Annotated in this window: 12 protein-coding genes; 3 read left to right on the top strand and 9 right to left on the bottom strand. The window is 35.4% G+C overall.

The window, feature by feature from the left end:
* Positions 1-54: 54 nt before the first annotated feature.
* Both DCS95_RS00995 and DCS95_RS00990 read right to left on the bottom strand, forming a co-directional pair.
* Positions 55-984 (bottom strand): 2-hydroxyacid dehydrogenase, encoded by a 930-nt coding sequence (locus tag DCS95_RS00995; RefSeq protein WP_116768994.1) that lies wholly within the window; start codon positions 982-984, stop codon positions 55-57.
* Positions 985-987: 3 nt separating this feature from the next.
* Positions 988-1497, bottom strand: a complete 510-nt coding sequence (locus DCS95_RS00990) for a DUF6155 family protein (RefSeq protein ID WP_116768993.1) — start codon at positions 1495-1497, stop codon at positions 988-990.
* A gap of 172 nt (positions 1498-1669) precedes the next feature.
* Between DCS95_RS00990 and DCS95_RS00985 the strand changes: the two genes are divergently transcribed.
* Both DCS95_RS00985 and DCS95_RS00980 read left to right on the top strand, forming a co-directional pair.
* The gene (locus DCS95_RS00985) at positions 1670-2533 is read left to right on the top strand and encodes a sigma-70 family RNA polymerase sigma factor (protein ID WP_116768992.1); all 864 of its coding nucleotides are present in this window, start codon (positions 1670-1672) and stop codon (positions 2531-2533) included.
* Positions 2534-3299: 766 nt separating this feature from the next.
* Positions 3300-4571 (top strand): interleukin-like EMT inducer domain-containing protein, encoded by a 1272-nt coding sequence (locus DCS95_RS00980; RefSeq protein ID WP_164674095.1) that lies wholly within the window; start codon positions 3300-3302, stop codon positions 4569-4571.
* Here the strand turns inward: DCS95_RS00980 and DCS95_RS00975 are convergent.
* The 6 genes from DCS95_RS00975 to DCS95_RS00950 are packed head-to-tail and all read right to left on the bottom strand — an operon-like array spanning position 4561 to position 14155.
* The gene (locus tag DCS95_RS00975) at positions 4561-5877 is read right to left on the bottom strand and encodes a YaiO family outer membrane beta-barrel protein (protein WP_116768990.1); all 1317 of its coding nucleotides are present in this window, start codon (positions 5875-5877) and stop codon (positions 4561-4563) included. The genes DCS95_RS00980 and DCS95_RS00975 overlap by 11 nt on opposite strands.
* The gene (locus tag DCS95_RS00970; protein WP_116768989.1) at positions 5877-8258 is read right to left on the bottom strand and encodes an LTA synthase family protein; all 2382 of its coding nucleotides are present in this window, start codon (positions 8256-8258) and stop codon (positions 5877-5879) included. The genes DCS95_RS00975 and DCS95_RS00970 overlap by 1 nt, the downstream gene beginning before the upstream one ends.
* 5 nt (positions 8259-8263) lie before the next feature.
* Positions 8264-9694: a glycosyltransferase family 2 protein gene (locus tag DCS95_RS00965; RefSeq protein WP_116768988.1), complete on the bottom strand. Its 1431-nt coding sequence runs from the start codon at positions 9692-9694 to the stop codon at positions 8264-8266.
* Complete coding sequence (locus DCS95_RS00960) at positions 9687-12014, bottom strand: HEAT repeat domain-containing protein (protein ID WP_164674094.1); 2328 nt, start codon at positions 12012-12014, stop codon at positions 9687-9689. Before DCS95_RS00960 ends, DCS95_RS00965 begins: the two co-directional genes overlap by 8 nt.
* A gap of 16 nt (positions 12015-12030) precedes the next feature.
* Positions 12031-12396, bottom strand: coding sequence for a response regulator transcription factor (locus tag DCS95_RS00955; protein ID WP_116768986.1), 366 nt, complete (start codon positions 12394-12396; stop codon positions 12031-12033).
* A 4-nt stretch (positions 12397-12400) separates the two neighbouring features.
* The gene (locus DCS95_RS00950) at positions 12401-14155 is read right to left on the bottom strand and encodes a sensor histidine kinase (RefSeq protein ID WP_116768985.1); all 1755 of its coding nucleotides are present in this window, start codon (positions 14153-14155) and stop codon (positions 12401-12403) included.
* 143 nt (positions 14156-14298) lie between these two features.
* On the opposite strand from DCS95_RS00950, the gene DCS95_RS00945 reads away from it, so the two are divergent.
* Positions 14299-15588 carry a dipeptidase gene (locus tag DCS95_RS00945; protein ID WP_116768984.1) on the top strand — a complete coding sequence of 430 codons (1290 nt, stop codon included), beginning with the start codon at positions 14299-14301 and terminating at the stop codon, positions 15586-15588.
* Here DCS95_RS00945 and DCS95_RS00940 read toward each other — a convergent pair.
* Positions 15585-15989: an acyl-CoA thioesterase gene (locus DCS95_RS00940; protein ID WP_058102669.1), complete on the bottom strand. Its 405-nt coding sequence runs from the start codon at positions 15987-15989 to the stop codon at positions 15585-15587. The two genes, DCS95_RS00945 and DCS95_RS00940, sit on opposite strands and share 4 nt — an antisense overlap.
* Positions 15990-16250: the final 261 nt, after the last annotated feature.

The raw sequence follows: 16250 nt of genomic DNA, 5'->3' as shown, positions 1-16250 counted from the left end.
TAAAATTATGAGAATTTTATGGGTATAGGAAATAAAAAACTTTAAAACACAATTTTAGTATCCCTTGTCAGTATCCACAAGATGCTGCAATTTTTCACCGGTATCTAACCTTTTATAGTTTTCTACAATTTGCGGAATTACCGAACTAGTGTCAGATACGCTAGCGTAATGAGGTGTCATGTGTATTTTATGATGGTTCCAAAACGGATGGTCTTTTGGTAAAGGTTCTGTATGATATACATCTAAACACGCACCCGATAAATAACCCGAGTCTAAAAGAGCCAATAAATCTTCGTCAATTAAATGCCCACCACGAGCCACATTGATTAGATATGAATTTTCAGGTAGTTGAGACAATAGTTCTTTGTTCAAAATACCTTTAGTAGCATCGGTTAACGGTAATAGACATACCAGAACATCGGTAGTTTTTAAAAAATCTTGTTGTTGCTCTTCGCCATTGTATGTATTGACCCCATCTATATGTTTCTTGCTTCTGCTCCACCCTTGTACCGAGAACCCAACGTTGGCAAGATCGGCCGCACAAAGAGCGCCCAATTCACCTAATCCTAAAATACCAACGGTTACATCTTTAATACGCATATATTCCTTTGGTTCCCAAACATTGGCAACCTGATCCAATTTATATTGGTTTAAATTTTTAAGATGCGCCAGAATTACGCTCAATACATGTTCAGACATATCGCTTGCCAAGTAGGGATCTACAATTCGTGTAATTGGAATATTTTTGGGTCGGGTTTCGTCTTCAAAAATATAATCTACCCCTGCACCTGCAGATGCAATACATTTTAAATTCGGGTAGTTTGCCAGAGTACCTTTAGGATGCTTCCAAATGCATGCCATGGTAATTTCCTCTTTTGGGTGTTCTTCTAAATAGCTGTATACCTTTAGCGAACTATTTTCCTTTAGCAATGCATTCTTCCATACATCTATCTTATCGTCTTGTCTTATTATTACAATTGCCATATGCTAATCTATAATATCCAAAGCCTTTGAAAACTCTTCTTCCAGCGGCCATTTTTGGTTTTGTGTTTCAGTGTATATTTTTAGGATGCGCTCTTTAAAATCGGTAAAGACGCCTTGCACGGTTGTAAAATGAATAACCTCGGTAAAGGAGTTCAACATGCTTTTATAAAAAGAATCGGGCACATTTTTCTCCATTGAAAAAGTTTGGGCTATCTCTAGATTATAACACATAACATCTGCAATGAGATGTGGGTCTACACCTAGTTTTACAAAATGTTTTATGAATTTTTGGGCAACAGACCTCCTTGCTTTAGGTCTTCTTCTTTTTAGAGGAAAATACTCATTAGAAATCTTGGCCTTGGCGTCTTGCACAAGTTTGTCCTCCTTAGGGTTGAAGGCAAAATCGTAATATGTTTTTACGGTAGGAAATTTCTCGTACAACTCCAGTATTTGCTCTTCCAAAGCCTTTTTTGGAAGTTTCGATAAATATGTTTTTAATGCCCTTTTACTCATAAATATACGCTGTAAGACACCAAAAATACGCTTTACCGATGAAAGGTCATAAATCCTTAAATCTGTGTTAAAGCTTATAAGTCATGTAGAACTATAATGTTATTCATTAGGTTATTACGATAAAAAATGCTATTATGTAAACTTGTACAACTTCTAAATTCCATACACACATATGAGGCAACTAAAGATTATCAAGCAGGTAACGAATCGTGAATCGAAATCACTGGATAAATACTTGCAAGATATCAGTAAAATTGATTTGATTACAGCGAATGAAGAGGTAGAACTAGCGCAGAAGATTCGAGAAGGTAGTCAAGCAGCTTTGGAAAAATTGACCACGGCCAATTTAAGATTTGTGGTTTCCGTAGCAAAACAATACCAAAATCAAGGTTTAAAATTACCAGATTTAATTAACGAGGGTAACCTAGGTTTAGTGAAAGCCGCAAAAAGATTTGATGAAACAAGAGGATTTAAGTTTATATCCTATGCCGTTTGGTGGATCAGACAATCAATATTGCAAGCTTTGGCAGAACAATCTAGGGTTGTTCGTTTACCATTGAACAAAATTGGTTCGATAAACAAAATAAAAAAGACATTTTCTTACTTAGAGCAGGCACATGAACGCCCACCATCTCCAGAGGAAATTGCAAAAGAGTTGGAAATGACCGTTTCTGAAGTAAAACAGTCATTAAAGAATTCTGGAAGACACGTATCTATGGATGCTCCATTACGTGAAGGTGAAGATTCTAACCTGTACGATGTATTACGTTCAGGAGAGTCTCCAAAACCAGATAACATTTTATTGCAGCAGTCATTGAATACAGAAATCAATAGAGCATTAGATACTTTATCTCCAAGAGAGGCAGATGTAGTGAAGCTGTATTATGGTATTGGTGACCAACAATCTATGACTTTGGCAGAGATCGGGCAAACGTTCGATTTAACAAGAGAACGTGTTAGACAAATTAGGGAAAAGGCAATCCGTAAATTGAGACATGCGTCTAGAAGTAAGTTACTTAAGACCTATTTAGGCTAAATATAATTTTTGTTTTAAAAAAGAAAGCGCCCGTTTTATACGGGCGCTTTCTTTTTGCTTTTTATCTGATCCTAAGAATAGGATAGTTTATTGATATTGAAATTAACCAGAATACTATTTAAATCCTGGATAAAATTTTGGTAGGATGAAAAATCTTGATTTTGATGTGCCATTGGTTTAAATTTTTGGTGTTTTGGTTTGGTTTATCTTACATGTAATCCAACTCAGCTAATTCGTTGATACTTAAAATCTCATTTAAATCTTGAAGAAACATAAGGTATTCTTCACCGTAGGTGTCGTAAAGCATATAGTAGGTTTAAAAGTTAATCTTAATTTGGGTCTTCATATCTTGATAGTAAATATATAATGATGTTAAGCTTGTAACAACAAAATGTGGTGAACCAATTTAAATCTGTTGTAAAACCTATAGAAATATGTTGTTAAGCATTAAAAACTCTTCGAAGTCTGGGTTTTATTAGGGTTTCATCAGTGCAGTTCATCCCATTTTCTAGGTGTTTTATCGGTATTTCTTTTAAAACCTTGTTATTGGGGCGTCAAATTTCAGTTATTAGTGTCAAAGCGATTTTAAGCTATGGTTAAGAAATATTTTCGTTTTAATTAATATAATTTACTGAAATTCAAATTATTATCCTTTTACAATACCTTGCATGTTTTTTCGTTTTTAATGTAATCTATTAGGTAAGTACTATTCTTATACCTTTAACACTATAAAACGATACTTAAAATGATGTGTTTCCCCAATATTATGACCAAGAGTACATTTAAATACCTACTGGTTTTGTTCTTTATAGGATATCAAGTAAACGCACATACCATAGAAGCTTTTCATTTATATACCGATCAAGTGTTAAATGAAGAACTGGTACTTAATAGCCATAGCTTTAATACACATCTACGTAGTACCTTTTCTTATAGTTCACAGACCGAAGCATTGGAACGTGGTCTTACCATTGTGCACCTTCAAGCAAATAATAAAATAGAGTATAAGACTTTTGATACATATGGCAGCGAACAAGATGTAGTAGATTTCATCACCATACTTACCCAAATGCTAAATACCGAAGCTAGCATAGCCATTTTAGCACATGACTCCGCAGTAGCAAAATTGGCACGTTTTCAAAAGGAACTGAAAACTTTAGGTTTACCACAGTTGAGTTCTTTAAAGGGAAGACAAGCATATGTTATGCATAATCTGAATGGTCAAATTTTTGAGCAAATAGATGATAATTCAATTCGTATACAAATAAGCGCCCCTTCTGCCATAACAGATAACACAATTTATTTTCCTAGGGAAGTTTACGAATTTGAAGGAAATATTGATAGGTATATTGCCCATGCAGGTGGTGAAATCAATGGTGTAAAGTCCACCAATTCCAAACATGCATTAGATGAAAACTATAAAAAAGGATTTAGGTTCTTTGAATTGGATATTATCGAAACATCGGACGGTAAACTTGTTGCTGCCCATGATTGGAACATGTGGGCACGTTTTACTGATTATACAGGAGCCTTACCTCCTACTCACGCCCAATTCATGAAACAGAAAATATATGGTGATTATACCACTCTAGATATGAATGGCATAAATACCTGGTTCAAGAATCACCCAGATGCTACCTTGATTACGGATAAAGTGAACGATCCAAATGCTTTTGCAAATGCCTTTGTTGATAAAGACCGTTTAATAATGGAGCTATTTAGTATTATGGCTGTAGAAAAAGCATCGGAGAATGGTATACACACTATGATCTCTCAAGAACCTTTAATGGCAATTAAGGGAGATAAGGTGAATTTTCTAAAAGTGAACAATGTAAAATATGCAGCAGTTTCCCGTAGAATAATCTCCAGTCAAAAGAAACTAATGCTACAGCTAAGAGATGCAGGCGTTAAAGTGTTTGTTTTCAATGTTAACTTTGATGTCGGTAAAGACGAGCAATATGTTTACGATAACGAATTAGGGCTTGTGTACGGCATGTATGCCGATAAATGGATCGCAGATATGGGTTCTAAAAATTAAACTCGTAGGTAAGTCCCGCTGAAATGGAATAAAAATAACTTCCGGGATCAAAAGACTGTTCTTGGCGTAGCACACCTACATTGGTTCGGTAAGCGTTTACATTATTCTTGCTGGTAAATTGATATTCAAAACTTAAACGTTGAGATTCGATATATAATAAAGTTTCTGCAAGTAATTGGTCGCCCGATGTAAATTGACGCAACTCCGGAGAAAACCCGACTCCCACATTTATTCCCATGAAATTTTCCGCATCCTTCAAATACTTACGTATAAGTAAATTACCGGATACGTTGGTCAGATTATCCGACTCTGGGGTTATGTAAGATCGTAAAGAAAAATAATAATTGCCCGTATAATACCCCAAAGAATTGGTAATGGATTTTACATCTTTCGTTGCAAAATTTATAAACCTACCTCCCGCAGAAAATTCAATTCCGCTTTTATGATTATAATAAACATCACCACCCATTTTATGATTTGGGTATAGTTCAGATTCGGAATAACCATAATTTAAATAGGCATAAACACCTTTAGCTATTTTTGGATAAAGATCTAGATCTAACTGAATTCCGTTTTTACCTAGTCTATTGCTATTATTTATTCTTGGTATTACTACACCATAAGGAGTTTGCCTATTATAGGAAATACTCGATGTTGTTATGGGATCAAAACGTTTGTCATAGAAAGTAACCGAACTGTTTACCGAAACGGTATTCTTTAATTGCTCTTCGGTAACAGGTGTTTTATGTACATTTTCAGGGTTTTGTACCGTATCTTTAGCGGCTATCGTATTAGAATTTTTTACTTGGTCTAACGGGTTGCTTTTAATAATGCTCTCAACATTGTACCAAGCTTTTTCTTCGTAATCAATACCATTGACACCATCAATGGCTATAGTTTGCAATCGTTGTAGCTCTGCATCATCTGTTATATGTAATAATCCCTTATTGGAGAGCCCCAAAGCGGTGTGGTAATTTTTGGCATAGAGTTCATTTTTAACGGCAGCTAACCATGCTTCCCTATTATTTTTGTTCTTGATCAATATTTTATTGAATGCAAGTCTAGCTCCATCGTAATCACCTCGCCAACTTAAAGTTCTTGCCCATAGCAACGCTGTCTCTACTTCTGTAGCGGGCTCTTTGATCAAGGAGTAAAGCATATTATGCGCAGTATTGGTCTTACCCTCATACGCCAGTGCATAAGCACTTTCAAAAGAAGGATTACTGTACGGTGATTCTTGCCCATTTACCGAGGTAATGAGTAGTAATAAACATAGCGATACAATATGTAACCAAGTTTTATTCATTATTCTACAGATGCCAAAATGTCTTTATCTTTTGCATTGGCACTTTTATATGTTTTAATTCCCGCTTTTCTTGCTACATTTTTAGCTCTTGAGATTTTACTGGCAATTTCGTTAGCACTTGCACTATTCTCTTGAACAATATCGACCAATGCCAAACCTTCGGCATATTTATCGTACCAGAAATACACATCAAAAAGAGCTGCGTAAGAATCTATGTAATTGGGGTTCATAGCAATACACTCTTTCAAAATCTTTACGGACTCTTCATAGTTGCCTTTCCAAATATGTAATCTACCGGTAAGAATTTTGGTATCTATATGGCTTGGAGATTCTGAAAGTATGTAACGGCACAGTAAAAGCGCATCGTCCCATTTCTTATCAAATGCTAAATCACGCGCCTTAAAAAATGATCTATCAAAATTACTTCCATCATAAATGCTGTTGATCCAGGTAATTTCTGCAGGCGTAAACTTTTCCTTTTGAACAGAGAATATGGTTAAACTATCTGGTATAATCTTGTTTTCTGTAGTTACATAATGGTTCACTGACTTAAAACGTTCCAACGATTTTTCAACCGCGCTGCCGCCAAAAGTAGAACTAATGTCCATGTTCTCATCCAGCTCCATGATATCGCCGTTCGTATATAGCTTCTCGTTACTGATATATTCCTTCAATTCGTTCTTGTTACGCATTAACGGAATATTTTTGGTAGACCTAAATGTTGTTTCCATATCAAGAGCACCACCCATCCAGGCTACTTTTTTAGGCATTTTCATTTCGTATGCATTATCCAACAACGCTAGAATAGACGGAGTGACATCAAAATGTGACGATATTGAACTCATTTTACGGGTCTTTTTCAGCATAGGACTATACATGATCAATGGCACATGAAAACGACTGATACTATTACGTTGCGGTATTGGTATAAGTCTGTGGTCACCGGTAATTACAAAAATGGTATTCTCATAGTTTGGTTGTGTCTTATATGATTCCATAAACCATTGTATAGCATCGTCCGTATATAACAGTGTGGCAAATACATTATTGTTTTTTTCTATGATTTTCGTTTCCCTAGAACCAAAAGCTCCATTATTTAAAATCTGATCTACTTCTGCTTCAAATACATCTTGATTTGGCGGTATAAACGGTTCGTGGGTACTTATGGTCATGTAGACTTCAAGTCTAGGTTGATCTTTGCTTCTGTCTAGGCTTATACTCTTCTTAAACAGTTCCTTATCTGGATATCCCCATGACGAGCCAGCGGCATCTTCCGCTTGCTGTTGGTATTTGATGCCAAACCCTGATTTATCCAATATAAAATCAACATTCTCACTATTAAGAAATCTATCTACCTTATCAAAAGAGCTATTTGTGCCTTGATAAAAAGAAGTATGATATCCATTGTTTTTGAGTACGCTGAACATGGTTAATTTATTTGGATACTCTTCTAGTTCCATAAAGCCACTTTTACCAAAAGGTAGCGACCCCAATAATGATGGTAACACTCCGAAAGTTCTACCTGTATTGCTCAAAAAGTTTTCCCAGTAAAGAGATTTGGTCGTCAATGAGTCTAAAAATGGCGTAAAGCCTCCAAATTCAGCACCTTCACCTACAAAATCACGTCCGAGACCTTCAACCATTATAAAAACGATATTCGGTTTTTCTTCCTTTAGCTCAAAGTATTCCCCAAGTACGTTCTCAATAACCGGACCTTGAACTAATGGATATTCTTCTTGTGATGTATATGAATTATCTTCTGTACTAGTATTGTAAATGTTTACTGCTAAATACTGAACCTTATTCTGGTTGATTGGCTTGCCATCGGTAAACAAAGAAGCCATAAACAAGCTGAACAGTACAATTGTAAAAGGGTACATTCTACTGATTCTATGATAAAATTTAGAAGTGACCTTATATAAAACCCAAAAAAGACCAATTAAAAAAGCAATGGCAAAAAAGAGATATATTGAAATCATATATCCGCCAGAATTGGCAAGGGTTATTTGCATATCGGCATAACTATACCCTAATAAGTCTGACCCTAAAGGCACCAAGGTTGAACAATAATAAGCGATGAGTATCGCCTCGAAAATTAAGACAAGACCTAGCAATACAAAGACCAAATTAAAGCCATACCTAGAGCGTAAATTCTCCCAGAAATTAAAGGGAAACACCATAACGATACCCATTAAAGCGGTAAAACCAATTTGATGAACAACGGCTTTAATGAAACTGATCGAGAAAATAGTATCTATAACACCTTTATAGTACAGCATACCATATTGAAAAAGCGTCAATACAAGCAGACATCCAAAAAAGGATATCATAAGCCGCGTATATTGCTTTAAGGTATATCTATCTATTTTACTTGTGTTCATTGCTATTAAGATGCTTTTGCAAAACCTTTTCTAACTTGGGACCCCCAACCAGATTTTATTTTAAATAATTTTTTATAGTTGCCCCTAACCGCAGCGTACACTACAATTGGGTGAAAAATGAAAGGCTCTAAAATGGCTAGCCCCATGAGAATTAAAATGTCTTTTGTTTTTCTGTACTGATTATAGGAATACACATCCCAAAGGATGGCATAAAAGGATATCATAATAGAGAATAGAAAAATTGCCAATGTAATCATGAAGAAGAATTCCCAATTTAATATCCCTAAATAGGCAAAAAGTATGATGGTGAAAAAACCGAAAAATTCAAGCAGCGGAGATAACCATTCATAAAAAAACCAGTACGGATAACTTAATAATCCGAGTCTGCCGTATTTTGAATTGAACAACATATCCTTGTGTTTGAACAAGGTTTCTAGGTTACCTCTTGCCCAACGATCTCTTTGGTTTACAAGAATTTTCAAATCCTCAGGCACTTCTGTCCAACATAAAGGATCAGGAATGTATTCTATAGTATAGGGCTCTCTTCTATCGTGCATATATCTACGCATTTTAAAGACGATTTCCATATCCTCACCTACAGTATCTGTATCATAACCGCCTACTGCCAGGGCAATTTCGCGTTCAAAAAAGCCAAATGCACCAGAGATGATGAGTAAACTATCTATTCTACCCCAAGCCATTCTACCGAGGATAAAAGACCGTGTATACTCTAACAGTTGAAATCTTGCCAACCAGTTGCTAGGCAGCCTAATTTCCTCTAATTGTCCGCCTTGAATAATACATGAATTTGCAACACGAATAACACCGCCAACAGCTATCACCCTTTTCTTGGAACGTTGAAAGAATGACTTTACCACATGAAGCAAAGCATCTGGCTGTAAAAGGCAATCTACATCAATACACCCTACATATTTGCTGGTTGAAAGCGCCACACCGGTATTTAAGGCGTCGGATTTACCGCCGTTCATTTTGTCTACTACGGTAAGCTTTTCGAAAGCTCTGTTTTTAGACTTGTAAATTCCACGTACCGGCTTTGATTTCCAATCCGGATCCATTTCCATGTCTATTTTTACAAGGTCATATGAGTCGATCAGTTTTTGTAATGTATCATCTTTGCTGCCGTCGTTTACCACCATTACATCATAGTTGACATATTGTAAAGACAATAGCGAACGTATGTTTTCAACAATGGTCAACCCTTCATTATAGGCAGGTGCAATAATGGTTATCGTCGGTGCCAGTGGCGATGCCATTATTTTTGAAATATCTGTAAAGCTGTTTTTATTTCTATAATGCAGCGAATTTCTGGTAGAGAAATATGCCATTAACGAAAATAGTACGAACAATATTAACGTGAATACGAAGAATACAAAATTGATGTATTCCAATACAACACCAAATAGTTCACTATCCATTTTTCTTGTTGTATAAAGAGTTGGACATGGAACATAATTGGTCGAACAAAGTAGAACCGGTTTCTTTGTTATCTATATTTTTCTTGGCTTTTTTTGCTATTTCCAATTCAAAATTTACATTGAAAATGGAATCTTGGGTCGGTTTTATTTCTTCGTTAACAATCGGTAATGACAAACGAGATTTAATTGCAGACAAAGCTTCTATAGCTTCTTTTGCCAAAGAACCAGACTCAGAATCAATAATGCTTTCTAATAATCTAAATTCTTTTTCATCGCCTACAATTTTAATCTCTTTAAGCAACATAAGCTTTGTTTCTTTGTCCGCTAAGTGGTATATATCTGTAAATACACTTAAAGCCAAGCTATTTTCTTCACCTAATAAATCATTAGGTCTAGGAGATTGATATGAGAATTTTTCAATGAGTTCATTTGCTCTTTCAATGATTAATTCTGAATTGTTCTCCTCAATAATATCGTAAAGTAGCCCTAGTTCACGACAATCTCCCAATTCTGAAATATTCTCCAATATGACCATCGTTTCCAACTCTTCTTCGGGCATGAAGTTGGCTGAAAAGGAAACACTACCATTTTTAATTTTAACGATTGGTTCAACAGAAGCATTATCAGAATGATTCTTATCGCTTTCTGAAATAATGGATGTCCAATCAATACTTAAATCTTCATTCGATAGATCATTATCCAATGTATCTGTAGTGGTGAACTCGGTTTGGTCAATTATCGATTCATTGTCCAATATAAATGTGGGCTCCAAACTATCTTGAGCATATATTTCGTCCTTTTCCTGAGCAATTATTTCTTCAACAACTAGAGGTAAAAAGTCCACCACAAACTCATCCACTTCATTTTCCACTACATCTTCAGGAATATTTTCCTCTGCTACTTCATTTGTTTCATCAATATCTTTTACATGGGGTAAAAAGGATAAATCAATCTCATAAGGTTGTTCGTCAACTAGGGCTTGAGGCGTTGTGAATTCTTCAGCATTTTTAATAGCTTCAGTTGATAATTCAGTGGAATTTATTTCATCCTCTGCAACAATATTCTCATTTACAGCTTCATTTTCTGTATCAGGAAGACTTAAAGGCGCTTCGACAGTTATTTCCTCCTTATCAGAATTGACAACAACTTCTTCTACTTCAGTAGTAACAATAGGTTCTTGCGGAGTTTCCAATAACTCATTTTCAGGTTTCTCCTCTATTGCTTCCTGTTCGGTTTCATAAAAATCAATCTTAGAAATGTTTTTGGTAGGTAATACGCTTTCAGGATTTATTTTATTTAGAGTACTAATAACCTTCCCTTTAATATTGAAATGACGTTCTGTAGCCTTTAAATTTTCAAGAAACGGTATTTCTGATGCCGATCCAAGTTCACCTATAGCATCTAAAATGGCAATTTTTATATCATGACTGGCTTTAGGATAAACCATCATTAAAGTGGGCAAGGCGTTTACAAAATAAAAATCCTTAATGCATTCTATAGCCTCTGCCTGAATTTCTTTCTTTTTATGTTTTAATAAGGTGATAATTGACTGTTCAGCATTATTCTGACTATAATATTTTATAAGACGTAGCGAGAACAGTACCACATGTGAATTGGTAGAGGTCAACCAAAGTCCGAATTGTGGCGGAGTATAATTAGGCTTATGTCTAAGTACATCCAATAGCTTTAGCTGCTGCCACTCGGCAATTTTATATTTTGTGTTGTCAAGAAAGTATTTAATACCTTCTTCCTTTAAGTTTACAACAGCAATTTCAGCTTGTTTACGAACAGTACTTTGTCTATGGTTAATAAATTTTATGATCAAACCATATGGCTCATCAACCTCCATGGTCGTTAGTTCTAAAATTCCGCTAGAAACTACTTGCCACTTGCTACTGCCTAATTTTTCATAAGCATCATGATGCAAACCTAAATCTTTATATAAATTAATGAGAACCTGCTGTGATTGTCCAGATAAATCTTTGCGAAGATCAAGTAGCACTTCGGTCAACACATGACGGTCGAACTTGTTTTTGATCAATTCCCTGATCTGTACTTTTAAATTTAGATAGTTCATTTTTTCCTCTTTGGTAATGGAATCATCATAGAATAAAAATTCATTGATCATAGGGGAAAATTCGACCTTCTTTGCTTTGGTACGGCTATTATTGGCAGTAATCTTATTTCTGATCAGAAAAACCCCAACAAAGTAAATTACCGATAACACCAAAAACAATATGGTGAGCCACCAGAGATATTCTAAATTGAATTCTGGAGCCGTTATCAGCGATATTTTTATTTGTTTAGGGGGAATGAACAAATGTTATTTATTAAAATTATTTATCTATCTCTCGTGCTATACGTACTAATAATTCGGTTGGACTAACTGGTTTAGTAATAAAATCGTTGGCTCCCAATTCAAAAGCGGTAAGTACGTTCTGTTCGTTACCTGCAGAAGAAATAATAATAATGGGCGTGTTGGAATTTAGGTCGTTGCGTACATAATCAATAAGCTCGATACCTGAAAAATACGGCATCATAATGTCGCTTACGATAATATCTGGCATATCGTTCTTTAGATATTCCTTTACCTCTTTTCCATTTATGGAATGGTGTACGGTATAACCTCCTTTTTTAAGCCTAAAGTCTAAAAGCGAGGCTAAAAGTTGATCATCATCCGCTAATAATACACGTTTACCCATGCTATTATTTCTTGTTAAGGTTTTCTAAGTCCATATTCAAATTCTCCTCTAGCAAAGGATAATCGTTAAGAAATATGTCATACAACTCTTTTACCCTTTCTGGTTGATGCGACTTACAGCAAGCTTCTAACTCAACAATAAGTTTTCTCATGCCATCTGCGTTTACCATTGCAAAACCGGCTTTTAGCTTATGTGCAGAAAGAGCGATCTCTTTTAAGTTTTCTGTCTTTAAATGAATTTTTACGTTACCTATGAATTCAATGGCGTTTAATTTGAACAAATTCACCAGTTCTTTTAGCATATCTATTTCTCCGAAACAGTCTTTAAGAAGATTGCTAAGGTCTACAACGGTGGTTTCTTTAGGTTCGATCATAGGCTTTTGAAGTATTGCAGTAAAATCTGCCTGTTCAACTTTATTTTTTTTATTCTCTAATATGGTTTTCATTAAATGTTCTAGTGTATAGGGTTTTAGTAAAAAATCGTTAATCCCAATAGCCTTACAAGCTTTACTGTCTTGTTCGGTAAAATCTGCGCTAAACGCTACTATTGGAATGGTGTTTACTTTTGGGTCTTTATGAGTTCTAATTATCTGTGAAACTTCAAATCCGTTTTGTCCCGGCATTTTCAAGTCCATTAAAATAAGGTCTACATCTTTAGATGCTAAAATTTTCAATGCTTTGTTAAGGCTTAAATTAGAGTACACCTTACAGCCCCATTTGGTCAACTGTTCTACAATTAGGCGCTGGTTCATTTGATTATCTTCAAAAACCATAATTTTGGTTCCTGCCAATGCCTTTTTGCCTATTACAGCACCTTTTATGTTGCTATTATTTGATGAATCGTTGTTACCTAATGGGTAAGGAAGTCTAAAGGTTACCGTTGTACCGCTATTAACGACACTGTCTATTTCAATATCACCTTGTAATTTTTCAACGATTTCTTTTGTTATGGTTAAGCCAAGTCCTGTACCACCGTATTTGCTTGAGGTGTCATTTTCAGCTTGGGTATAACTATTAAAAATGGTCTGTATTTTTTCTGTCGAAATACCAATACCGGTATCAGCTACAGAAAATTCAAGCACACAACTATTTTCAAATGTTTGCTTGGCAAAAACTTCAAGCTTTATAAAACCTTTATCGACAAATTTTACCGAATTGCCCAAAAGATTAAGTAGTACTTGAGATAATTTAGAAGGATCTCCTTTTATAATTTTTGGTACACTTTCGTCTATTTCTACCAATAATTCAATATCACGATCAACAATTAATGTTTCACATAAAAACATAACGTCGTTCAGTAAGCTGTGGATATTGAAATCAACCGATTCGAAATTGGTGTTACCCGATGAAATTTTCGAATACTCCAAAACCTCATTTATAAGCTTTAACAGCGTATTCGAAGCAAACTGTATGGCATCGACTTTTTTATGCTGGCTCTTTGTCAGCTTTTCTTCGTTCAATAAATTCGTAAAACCGATTATACTATTTAAAGGCGTTCTTATTTCATGGCTAATATGTGCAATGAATTGCTTTTGCGATGCGTCGTGATCTTCAGTAGCATTAGGTTTAGTTTCTTTTGCTACCGCACTAGTTTCATTGGGGGAATAAATATGATTTTCTAAACTAGATCTAAACGTATCAAAAGAGTTTTTAAGCTCCTTTGCTTCATTGGCATTTAGCTCCTCAAAAGAAAATTCACTTACCGTTTTTTCTAGTTGAGCTAATTGACCAAGTAAATCCTTAGTTTTTGAAATTGCCATAAATAGGGTTTCTTTAATTTAATTGGGTTATATCTTATGATTCCTTAAAAATGCGCCATAACCCTTGTGCAGGCAATAAAATGTTCTCTAAGGTTGGTTATTTGTTGTGAATACACTTAAATTGTAGGTCACAATCCAACCTTATGAAACATCTTATCTATTTATTGTGCGTTTTAACCATAGTTTCCTGCGCAGAAAAAAAGGAAAAACCAGAAGAATCAACGCTTGAAAAAGCACAGCGAATTCATGATGAAGTCATTACGATCGATACCCATAATGACATCAACGTCAAAAACTTTACAGACAGCGTAAATTACAGTCAGAGGCTAGATACACAGATCAATTTACCCAAGATGGAAGAAGGTGGTTTAAATGTTAGCTGGCTTATCGTTTATACCGGTCAAGATACACTTACCGACGAAGGTTATGCCAAGGCAAAAGAAAATGCCATGCAGAAGTTTGAAGCTATTCATAAATTATGCGAGGAATTCGCTCCCGATAAAATAGAATTAGCCTTGAATTCCGCTGATGTAAAACGAATTGTAGGTTCAGGAAAAAAAGCGGCAATGATCGGTGTTGAAAATGCCTACCCCATAGGTTTGGATATGGAACAGTTTAAAGTTTACCATGACCTCGGCGCACGTTATATATCATTGGCACATAACGGTCATAGTCAATTTTCGGATTCCAATACTGGTGAGGCAGATGATGAATGGTTGCATAACGGACTGAGTGATTTGGGAAAAGAAGCAGTGGCCGAAATGAACAGATTAGGTATTATGATCGATGTTTCGCATCCATCAAAAGAAGCCATAAAACAAATGATTTCTTTATCAAAAGCGCCAATTATAGCCTCGCACTCTTCTGCTAGGGCTCTATGCGGACACAGCAGAAATTTAGATGACGAACAATTGCTTATGATGAAAGAAAATGGCGGCGTGGTACAGACCGTAGCGTTTAGTTCATATTTAAACACCGAAAAGCATGAAGCACGTGCGGCATACATGAAATCCATTTATCAAGAAGTTGCAGATTCTCTGGATATCGCGTGGTATGAAAGATCTCAATTCTCTAGTTTATCGGATACCGAAAAAGCGGCATTTATGGACAATTACCCAAAAGTGCTAAAAATAGGTAAAGAAATAGCTGCTGAGAAAACCGATGCTCCAGAACCTGTAAATGTGGGCGATTTTGTAGACCACATAGATTATATGGTAAAGCTAATTGGTATAGATTATGTAGGTATTAGCTCAGATTTTGATGGTGGCGGTGGCATAGATGGCTGGAACGATGCTTCTGAAACTTTTAACGTTACCCATGAACTTGTAAAAAGAGGATATACCCAAGAAGATATAGAAAAATTATGGGGAGGAAACCTTATGCGAGTACTTGATGATGTACAGCGCATAGCAAAAGAATTGGGTGAAAGTTAATCAACTTCACCCAATGCCGCTAAACGGTCTTTTACAAATTCAATTTTGGTTTTACCATGGGGTGTAGGTTTCCCATTTTCACCCAGGTTTACCATAATGATATTATCTACGGTAACTATGGTTTCATGATTCATCTTATTACGAACCTCACAATTTAAGGTCAATGATGTTTTACCAAATTTAACAACCTCAATACCTATTTCGATAACGTCACCTTTTACCGCTGCGCTCATGAAATTGATCTCAGACATATATTTGGTAACCACTTTACCATTTTCTAGTTGAATAATGGCATAAAGAGCTGCTTCTTCATCTATCCAAGCCAATAATCTACCACCAAATAAGGTGCCGTTTGAATTTAAATCGCCTGGTTTAACTAATTTTCTAGTATGAAATCTCATAGTCTTATTTTTTGCAATTTCTACACTGCAAAGTTAGGTCGAAATTTAATAACAGTACAATTTTGAGCACTTTTAGGGTACGATTTACCAATTGTAACAATAGCAGAATAAATAAGTTACATTTTAACAATTGTTGTAAGGTGTAATTGCTAGAACCCTAATTTGGGCATACAATTATTGACTCGTGTATTATTGTTCATAACAGGTTAAAAACTTATTATTGGCTATGTATATGAATTTTATCTAATACGTACCTTTAAG

The organism is Maribacter litoralis (assembly GCF_003075045.1).
GTDB classification, from domain to species: Bacteria; Bacteroidota; Bacteroidia; order Flavobacteriales; family Flavobacteriaceae; genus Maribacter; species Maribacter litoralis.
Note: the sequence above shows the minus strand (reverse complement) of the source record. Positions and strands in the feature narration are given on the sequence as shown.